Raw genomic sequence first — 269 nt, 5'->3', positions numbered from 1 at the left:
CGGCAGGACGGGCACGGGCCCGCCCGCGCGCAGGGCGCCCGCCGCCCACAGCTTCGTCGCCCGGTCGGCGACGAGCGCGGCTACGACAGCTGCCGGGCGCAGCGACCGCATAGCTCGGGATGGGACTTCGCGGAGCCGATGTCGGACTGCCAGCGCCAGCAGCGCGGGCACTTGGCGCCCGCGGCCTGGCTCACCGTCGCCGTCAGCTCGGCGGCGCCGTTCTCCAGGGCGGCCTCGGAGACGTTCAGGAACTCGGGCAGGTTGAGCCC

At 76.2% G+C, this 269-nt stretch carries 1 protein-coding gene; it reads right to left on the bottom strand.

From position 1 onward, the window contains the following. Nucleotides 1-80: 80 nt before the first annotated feature. The coding region (locus C1X29_RS28575) for a zinc finger domain-containing protein (protein WP_146023314.1) at nucleotides 81-269 on the bottom strand (189 nt) is incomplete at its 5' end.

This window comes from Pseudomonas sp. GW456-12-10-14-LB2, from assembly GCF_002884345.1.
GTDB classification, from domain to species: domain Bacteria; phylum Pseudomonadota; class Gammaproteobacteria; order Pseudomonadales; family Pseudomonadaceae; genus Aquipseudomonas; species Aquipseudomonas paraglycinae.
Note: the sequence above shows the minus strand (reverse complement) of the source record. Positions and strands in the feature narration are given on the sequence as shown.